Origin of the sequence: Kitasatospora nipponensis (genome assembly GCF_039528135.1) — a bacterium.
GTDB lineage: Bacteria > Actinomycetota > Actinomycetes > Streptomycetales > Streptomycetaceae > Kitasatospora > Kitasatospora nipponensis.
In genome coordinates this window covers 17,513-26,475 of record NZ_BAAALF010000116.1, presented here as the reverse complement: position 1 = coordinate 26,475, position 8,963 = coordinate 17,513, and the positions used below count along the sequence as shown (strand labels likewise).

At 71.4% G+C, this 8,963-nt stretch carries 5 protein-coding genes; 2 read left to right on the top strand and 3 right to left on the bottom strand.

What is annotated here, in order from left to right:
- Positions 1-135: 135 nt before the first annotated feature.
- Together ABD323_RS26670 and ABD323_RS26665 are read right to left on the bottom strand one after the other, a co-directional pair.
- Complete coding sequence (locus tag ABD323_RS26670; RefSeq protein ID WP_344444514.1) at positions 136-1,413, bottom strand: cation:proton antiporter domain-containing protein; 1,278 nt, start codon at positions 1,411-1,413, stop codon at positions 136-138.
- Positions 1,414-1,596: 183 nt separating this feature from the next.
- On the bottom strand, positions 1,597-3,219 hold the full coding sequence (locus ABD323_RS26665) for an FAD-dependent monooxygenase (protein ID WP_344444513.1): 1,623 nt from the start codon (positions 3,217-3,219) through the stop codon (positions 1,597-1,599).
- 279 nt (positions 3,220-3,498) lie between these two features.
- On the opposite strand from ABD323_RS26665, the gene ABD323_RS26660 reads away from it, so the two are divergent.
- On the top strand, positions 3,499-4,518 hold the full coding sequence (locus ABD323_RS26660) for a methyltransferase (protein WP_344444512.1): 1,020 nt from the start codon (positions 3,499-3,501) through the stop codon (positions 4,516-4,518).
- A 253-nt stretch (positions 4,519-4,771) separates the two neighbouring features.
- Here ABD323_RS26660 and ABD323_RS26655 read toward each other — a convergent pair whose 3' ends face one another.
- A complete protein-coding gene (locus tag ABD323_RS26655; RefSeq protein WP_344444511.1) occupies positions 4,772-6,871 on the bottom strand; it encodes an MMPL family transporter in 2,100 nt (699 codons plus the stop codon).
- 507 nt (positions 6,872-7,378) lie between these two features.
- Here ABD323_RS26655 and ABD323_RS26650 point away from each other — a divergent pair.
- A complete protein-coding gene (locus tag ABD323_RS26650; protein WP_344444510.1) occupies positions 7,379-8,920 on the top strand; it encodes a right-handed parallel beta-helix repeat-containing protein in 1,542 nt (513 codons plus the stop codon).
- Positions 8,921-8,963: the final 43 nt, after the last annotated feature.

Genomic DNA, 8,963 nt, shown 5'->3' with positions numbered 1-8,963 from the left:
CCCGCTGCCCCGCGGGGGCCCCCGCGCGGCCCCCACCCGCGCGACCCGGCCGATCCCGTGCCGCCCTCCGGCCCCCCGTGCCGGCTCCCCTGCCGGCCCTGTGCCGCCCCCGTTACCGGCCCCTGGTCGGTCCGCTCAGCGGGCCGCGGCGGTGGCCGGCTGCTTGGTGCGCACGGCGGCCGCCGCGGTGCGGTCCAGCTCGATCTGCGCGTCGGGGTAGAGCACCCGCAGGATCGGGCCGGCCATGAACGTGGTGACCACCGCCATCACCACCATCAGCGAATACAACTCCTGATCCAGCACGCCCAGTTGCAGGCCGACCGAGAGGATGACCAGCTCGGTCAGGCCGCGCGTGTTGAGCAGCGTGGCCAGGATGCCCGCCTCCCGGGTCGGCATCCGCAGCGCCCGCGCGGCGGCGAACGCCCCCACCGCCTTGCCCGTCACCGCGGTGAGCAGGATCAGCACCAGGTCGATCAGCCCGCGCGAACCGAGGTGCGAGAGGTCGACCTTGAGGCCCGCGGTGACGAAGAAGATCGGCAGCAGGAAGACCACGCCCAGGTTGCGCAGGCTGTCCACGATCCCGTCACTGCGCAGCTGCTCGGTGCCACCGCGCGGCAGCGCGGCGCCGAAGACGAACGCGCCGAAGATGTAGTGCAGGCCCATCCACTCGGTGGCCCAGCAGGAGAGCATCAGGCCGCCCAGGACGGCCGCCACCGCCCCGGAGGTCAGGGCGGCGTCGGCGCCGTCCGGTGCGGCCCGCAGGATGCGGCGCAGGGCCGGGCGCACCGCGCCGATCAGCACCGCCAGGTAGACCGGCACCAGGGCCAGGCGCCACTGCGCCGGGCCGCCGGCGACCACCACCACGATCGCCAGCAACAGCCAGGCCAGCAGGTCGGAGGTGGCCGCGCTGGCCAGCGAGATGCCGCCGATCCGGGTCTGCATCATGTTCCGGTCGGCCAGGATGCGGGCCAGCACCGGGAAGGCGGTGACCGCCATCGCCGCGCCCAGGAAGAGCACGAACCCGGTCCTGCTCTGCAGGTGGTGGCCGTCCGCCAGGTGGAAGGCGAGCAGGACGCCCAGCCCGAAGGGCAGCACGAAGGCGCTGACCGCCACGCCGATCGCGGTGCGACCCTGGCTGCGCAGCAGGGCGTGCTCCAGCTCGTAGCCGGTGAGGAACATGAAGATGGCCAGGCCCAGCACGGCCAGCGAGCCCAGGTAGGGCAGCACGGCGGTCGGCAGCAGGTGCTTGGCCAGGTTGCCGTGGAAGAAGGTCGGGCCGATCAGGATTCCGCTGAGGATCTCGCCGAGGACCGCCGGCTGGCCGATCGCCCGGGCCGCCGCGCCGAGCAGGCGGGCCAGCGCCAGGACGACGGCCAGGGCCAGGAAGAGCGTTTCTGCCTGAGTACTGGTCAAGGTGAACTCCTTTCTCGTGCAGAGGTGTTGTACGTGTGACACGACGTGCGGGTAGGTCGGGCGGAGATGGACGCACCGAGGGGCGGCCCGCCCCGTCCGCCGGAGCGGGCCGCCCCCTGGCGGTCCCGTGGTGCTGTGCTGTGCCGTGCCGTGCCGTGCGTGACGGCGAGGTGGCGAGGTGGATCAGGCGGTGGCGACCGCCGGGTCCAGGCCCGCCGCGCGGGCGATCACGCCGGCGAGCTCGCTCACCGGCGCGCTGTCCGCGCTGTCGGTGCGCCAGGCGACGAAGGCGTCCGGGCGCACCAGCACCGCGCCGCCCGCCTTGATGCCGTAGGCCTCCGCCCAGTCGCGGTCCTTGGGCTGCAACTCGGCGTCCGCGCCCACCCGGTGGACCCGCAGCGGGACCCCGAGCTCGGCCGCGGCCTGCTCGGCGGCCTTCGCCCAGCCGTCGCCGGAGGCGTCGGTGAGCAGCACGAAGGAGTCCCAGAACAGGTCGATGGTGGAGATGAGTTCGCCGTCCCGCTCCAGCCACACGTGCGGTGCCCGGGTGCCGGGCTCGCCGCGCAGCTCCAGCTCCGGGGAGAGCACCGGCCCGGTGGAGTCGCTGGTGATCGAGGAGGAGGCGTAGCGGTAGCCGAGGGTGATGATGATGTCGTCCACCATCTCGGCCCGGTCCTGGTCGGTGGCGTAGCCGTGCCGGATCCGGTTGCGGACCATGGCCTGGGCGGCCATCGCCGCACCGACCGCGCGGCGCTCCGCGTCGTAGGTGTTGAGCAGCTCGTCGCCGGCCCAGCCCTTGAGCACCGCGGCCAGCTTCCAGGACAGGTTGTGCGCGTCGTGGATACCGGTGTTGGCACCGAACCCGCCGGCCGGCGGGTGCAGGTGGGCCGCGTCGCCGGCCAGGAAGACCCGCTTGGCGCGGAAGGTGTCCGCGACCAGCTGGGCACCCTGCCACGGCACCTTGTCGACGATCTCCACGGCCAGGTCCGGCGTGCCGGCCGCCTCGCGGACGATCTCGATGCAGCGCTCGTCGGTGAAGTCCTCGGGCTTCTCGCCGAGCTCCGGGTGGTACAGCGGCGCGGCCAGGTACGGGTCGCAGCCGTGCAGCCGGGACAGGCCCATCAGGGTGTTGTTGACGGTGGCGTAGCAGAGGATGAACTTGCGTCCCTTGAGGACGACCTCCAGCTCCGGCGCCTTGAAGTAGATGCTCAGGGCGTTGAAGACGGTGCCGCGGCCGACCCGCTCCACACCCAGGTGGCGGCGGACCGCGCTGTTCGCGCCGTCCCCGCCCACCAGGTACTGGGCGCGGATGGTGAACCGCTTGCCGGTGGCGTTCTCCTCGGCGATCGCCGTGACGCCCTCGTCGTCCTGCTCGAACTCCACCAGGCGGGTGCCGAAGCGGACGTCCGCGCCGAACTCCCGGGCCTTCTCGACCAGGACCTTCTCGTACCGGTCCTGGCCACAGCCCATCACCCGCTCGGGGCTGACGGTCGGGCCGTCCAGCGAGGGCGACTCCAGCACGACGGCGTCGTCGATCTTGGCGAAGTTCTCGACCTGGATGATCCCGCCCTCGAAGTAGGGGTGGGAGTCGCCCATCTCGAGCGCCCGGATGTCGGCGTGGATGCCGGCGGCCCGGAACAGCTCCAGCGTGCGGGCCTGCAGGCCCGGGGCGCGGGGCAGCAGCGACGTGCCGTCGCGCTTCTCGAGCACCAGAGTGCGGATCCCGTGGCGCCCGCTGAAGAGGGCGGTGGAGAGGCCCACCGGCCCCGCTCCCACGATCAACACAGGGATGTTCACGTCAAACATGCGTGTCCCCTCATGAACCGATGAACAATGCCTCGTTGTGGGCGGGCGCGGACCCGCGAGACCGAACCGTGCGCGGGGGAGGCGGGCCGATCCGCGGCACTGCGAAAGAGGTACCGACGACGGCTCAAGGATCGATGGCATCCGGGTCGGGTCCACCCCGGGGCCGGTGCCCGCACGGCGCCTCCAGGCAGCTTCAAGGGACGCTCCACGCGCCGCTGACAGCGTCTGGGCGACCGGTACGGCGCCTGGAGGTCAGGCGTCCTGGAAGGAGTCTCACCGATGACGACCAAGGCCCCGGACGTCGGCACTGCCGCCGGGATTCTGCGACTGGGCAACGCTTTCTGCGATGCCAAGGCCCTGCTCACCGCAGTCGAGCTGGACCTGTTCAGCCACCTCCACCGTGCCGAAGGCGGCTCGGCGAGCGTGGCGGAGATCAAGGAGCTGCTGTCCCTGCACGGGCGCGGTCTCCAGGACTTCCTGGACCTGCTGACCGCCCTGAAGATCCTCGAGCGCGAGGACGGCCGCTACCGCAACGCGCCCGGCACCGACCGCCACCTGGTGCGCGGCGGTGAGGAGTTCATCGGCGGGTTCCTGCTGCGCTCCAGCCGCAACCTGTACCCGGCCTGGGGCCGGCTCGGCGAGGCGCTGCGGACGGGCGAGCAGCAGTCCGGCAGCCACTACGACGAGGTCACCCAGAACCCCGAGATCCTGCGCCAGTTCATCGGCAGCATGGACGCCTTCACCAACGTGCTCGGCGCCCAGCTGATCGAGGCGTACGACTGGTCGGGCCACGCCTCGGTGCTGGACGTGGGCGGCGCCCGCGGCAACCTCGCCTCGCAGATCGTCCGGGCCCAGCCGCACCTGGCCGGGCACGTCTTCGACCTGCCGGAGATGGAGCCCTTCGCCAAGGAGCTGGTGGCCGAGCTCGGCCTGGCCGGCAAGCTGGAGTTCCACGGCGGCAGCTTCTTCACCGACGACCTGCCCACCGCGGACGTGGTGGTCCTGGGTCACGTCCTGCACGACTGGGACCCGCAGCAGCGCAACGACCTGGTGCACAAGGCCTTCGCGGCCGTGAACCCCGGTGGCACGCTGCTGGTCTACGACCGGATGCTCGACGACGAGCCGGAGCACGCCGAGAACCTGGTGATCAGCCTCGACATGCTGCTGGTCACCGACGGCGGCTCGGAGTACCCGGCGGCCGAGATCGTGGGCTACGCGGACCACGCCGGCTTCGAGCGCACCGTGGTCACCCCGCTGGGCGACTACGACACGCTGATCACCTGCTACAAGGCGAAGTGACGCGCCACTGGTCGACTCTGACGCCCTGTCGGTAGCACGCACCGCGCCCCCCGGTTGGCAGACCGGGGGGCGCGGTGTCGTGCGTGCGGGCAGGCGGTACGGCTGTGCCGTACGGACGGGCAGTGGCACGGGCGGGCGGGCCTGCCCGTGCCACTGCCCCGAGCCGCAGCAGGTGCGGACCGCACTGCCGGGAGCCCCGGCGGACCGGGGCTCCCGGCAGCGGCCGGCCCGGGCGGGCCGGCCGTGGGTCAGCTCAGCGCGCCGACTGCGGCTCGCGGCGGGCCGAGTTGCCGGCCGCGCCGTTCGCCGGCGGACCGAAGACGGCCCGCGAGGGCCACCAGACCTTGCGGTCCAGCTCCAGGGTCAGCGCCGGCACCAGCAGCGAGCGCACCAGCATGGTGTCCAGCAGCACGCCGAAGGCGACGATGAAGGCCTGCTCGGCCATCGACACCAGCGGCACCACGGCGAGCGCCGCGAAGGTGGCCGCCAGCACCACGCCGGCCGAGGTGATCACGCCACCGGTGAGCCGCAGCGCGGTGAGCGTGCCGGTCCTGGTCCCCTGCTTCAGCGACTCCTCGCGGACCCGGTGCATCAGGAAGATGTTGTAGTCCACGCCGAAGGCGACCAGGAAGACGAACCCGAGCAGCGGGATCGAGGGGTCGGAGCCGGCGAACTTGAACACGTGGTTGAAGAAGAGCGCCGAGACGCCCATCGTGGCCGCGTAGGAGAGCATCACCGTCACGATCAGCAGCACCGGCGCCACGATCGAGCGCAGCAGCAGGGCCAGCACCACCAGGATCACCAGCAGCACCAGCGGGATGACCGTGCGCAGGTCGCGGTCGCTGGCGTCGCGGGTGTCGATGGTGACGGCGGTGTAGCCGCCCACCTTGGCCTGCGCGCCGGCGATCCCGTGCACGGCGGTGCGCAGCTGGCGCACGGCCGAGACGGCGGCCGGGCTGTCCGGGGTGGTGGCGAGCACGCCGTCCACCTCGACCTGGCCGTTGACCACCTTGGTGGCGCCGTTGCTGCCACCGGTCGGGTCGTCGGTGAGCGCGGCCACCGAACCCAGGCCGTTGACACCGCGCGCGGCGGCCAACACCTGGTCCAGCGAGCCCTGCTGGGCGATGACGGTCACCGGGGTGCCCTCGCCGCCGGGGAAGTGCGCGCCCAGGATGTCCTGGCCGGCCACGCCGTCGGTCTTGGTGCTGAAGCCGTCGGCCAGGCCGACGCCGTCGGCCTTGAACTGGGTGGAGAAGCCCGCGGCGACCAGCAGGACGACGGCGACCGCCGCCCAGACGGCGCGCTGCCTGCGGCCCACCAGCGCCGCGATCCGGCCCCAGGCGCCGTGCGAGGCGGCCTGGGCGGCGCTGCCGAACTTCGGCTTGACCGGCCAGTACGCGCCGCGCCCGCACAGGGCGAGCACCGCGGGCATGAAGGTCAGGCCGGTCAGCAGCGAGGCGGCGATGCCGAGCGCGGCCACCGGGCCCATGCTGCGGTTGCTGTTGAGGTCGCTCAGCAGCAGGCACAGGGTGCCCAGGATGACCGTGCCGCCGGAGGCGAGAACCGGCCACAGCACGGCGCGCCAGGCCTTGTTGAGCGCGTCGTACTTGCTCTCGGTGAGGCGCAGTTCCTCCTGGAACCGGCTGATCAGCAGCAGCGAGTAGTCGGTGGTGGCGCCGACCACCAGGACCGACAGCACCCCCTGGCTCTGGCCGGTCAGCGAGATCGCGCCGCTCTTGGTCAGGGCGTAGACCGCGGCCGCGGCGACCCCCGAGGCGAAGGCGACACCGAGCAGCACCAGCAGCGGCAGGCTCGGGCTGCGGTACACCAGGACCAGCACCAGGATGACCAACCCGACGGCCACCAGGAGCAGTTGGCCGTCAATGGCGCTGAACGACTGGGACAGGTCGTCGTACAGCCCGCCCAGCCCGGTGACGTGGCCGTTCAGGCCGGGGTGACTCGCGGCGGTCTTGCGCAGCGCGGTGACCGCGTCGTGCAGGGCCGCGCTCTTGTTGACGATCGGGACGGTGAACTGCAGCGCCTTGCCGTCCTGCGAGGGGGTCACCTCGCCGACCGAGCCGCGCAGTTGCGGCAGCTTGGCGGCCTCGGCGGCGTCGGACTTCACCGCGCTGGTGTCCTCGGCCGTGATGCCGGAGGAGCGCTCGTAGACCACGACGGCGGCGTAGGTCTTGTTGTCCCAGAAGAGGGCCTGCTGGTCGTCGGCCTTGATGGACTCGGCGTTCGCCGGCAGGTAGGCCGCGCCGTCGTTGACGGCGACATCGCCGAGCTTGCCCTGGTACGAGCCGGTCGCACCGCTGAGGATCAACCAGCCGAACAGGATCAGCAGTGGCACCAGCCACCGCATGCGGCGGCCGGAAGCCTCCGTGCGCTTTGGACTCATGGTGGAGAACCTCCGATTGTGACGTATCTGGACGCTTCTGTCAGGAGCAGCCGAATGGTCCCGAAGGTGGCTCGAGCCGCGCCGGAGCGGCGGATGCCCTACACCCCCCACTGCGCGCGCGAGCGGTCGTGACCCGGCGCACATGGCCGGATCCGGACGGTTGACGATTGCCCGGTGACTACGCTGGGTAGCACTCCCGGCGCGAACGGCGGACGCCCCGGAAAGCGGTGAAACCGCAGGTCATGTCCATGACCAGGCCGATTGTTCGACTACCGGCGGGTCCCCGCCCACCTGGCGAAACGTCCAGCATGCGGACAAATTCGAGCCGGACTCAAGCGACCCTCAAGGTCCGATGGCCACTATTCGGCCAGCACGAACAGAGGAACTACGGCCCGAACTAGTCACCGGAACAGGGACCGCGGGGGAGACGAACCGCCCGCGGACCTGAAGGGGTTCAGGATGAGAACAGCAGCACGGACGCGCGCTCTCGCCGGCGTGATCACCACCGCCGGCCTCCTGCTCGCGGCGGCCGGTCCCGCCGTCGCGACCGGCAGCACCACCTACTTCGTCGACTGTTCGCAGGGCAGCGACGCGGCCGCCGGCAAGAGCGCGGCCACCGCCTGGCACAGTCTCGCCAAGGTCAACGGCGTGCAGCTGCACCCGGGTGACAAGGTGCGCCTGCGCGGCGGCACCACCTGCTTCGGCACGCTGGCCCCGCAGGGCTCGGGCACCAGCGCCGATCCGGTCAGGATCAACTCGTACGGCACCGGCCAGGCCCGGATCGACGGTCAGGGAGCGCGTGCCGCGGTCTTCCTGCACAACGTCCAGGGCTACGTGCTGGCGAACCTCGACATCAGCAACACCGGCCCGGCGCCCACCACCGACCAGCAGCGCACCGGCGTGTACGTCCTGCTGGAGGACTTCGGCACGGGCACCCACTACGTCGTGCAGAACCTGACCGTGCACGACGTCAACGGCAGCGACGACCGCTACCCGATCCCCAGCGGCGGCATCGTCTTCGAGGCGGGCGGCAGCACCACGCCCACCGGCTTCGACGACATCAAGGTCCGCGACAACACGGTCAACCACGTGGACCGCACCGGCATCGCGGTGGTCTCCGCCTGGCAGCGCCGGGACGTCAACCCGACCGGCCCCGGCACCTCGTTCGCGCCGATCACCCACGTGGCGGTCCGCAACAACACGGTGAGCGACATCGGCGGCGACGGCATCGTGGTCTTCAACGGGATAGCCCCGCTGGTCGAGAACAACGTCATCAACGGCTACGGCAAGCGCACCAGCGACTACAACGTCGGCACCTACGCGTGGAACTCGGACAACGCCGTCTTCCAGTACAACGACGTCTCGCACGGCGTCAGCCCGGCGATGGCCTTCGACTTCGAGGGCGGCAACCGCGGCACGATCTACCAGTACAACTTCTCGCACGACAACGGCGGCGGCGCGCTCTTCAGCTGCCCCTCGCAGGGCACCTCCTCCACCGGTGACATCTACCGGTACAACATCAGCCAGAACGACGTCGGCTCCGGCTACCTCGGCGTCATCACCATGCCGTGCGGCGACGAGCCGAACGCGCAGATCTACAACAACACCTTCTACGACCCGACCAGCCCGAACATGGTGATGACCTCGGGCTCGTCGACCTTCAAGTTCAGCAACAACATCTTCGTCGGCCAGCCGGGCGGGTCCACCATCAACGACCCGTTCAGCAGCTTCAGCAGCAACGTCTTCCAGAACATCACCAGCGGCAGCGGCGGCACGCTCGGCTCGCACGTCGTGCAGGGCGACCCGCTCTTCACCGCCCCCGGCACGGCCACCTCGCTGGCCACCGCCGGCGGCTACCAGCTGAAGGCCGGCTCGCCCGCGCTGGGCGCCGGCAGCCCGGTGACCGGCAACGGCGGCCGGGACTACTTCGGCAACAAGGTGCCGGCCAAGACCCCCAACATCGGCGCCTACCAGGGCGGCGCGGTCAGCGGCGGCTACTGAGCACACCCCCGACCGGCGCCGCCGCCCGACCCGCACCGGGTCG

Excerpts from the sequence above, each read along its gene's own strand:
- ABD323_RS26665 (WP_344444513.1), bottom strand. The coding sequence starts at position 3,219 with ATGTTTGACGTGAACATCCCTGTGTTGATCGTGGGAGCGGGGCCGGTG.
- ABD323_RS26650 (WP_344444510.1), top strand. The coding sequence starts at position 7,379 with ATGAGAACAGCAGCACGGACGCGCGCTCTCGCCGGCGTGATCACCACC.
- ABD323_RS26660 (WP_344444512.1), top strand. The coding sequence starts at position 3,499 with ATGACGACCAAGGCCCCGGACGTCGGCACTGCCGCCGGGATTCTGCGA.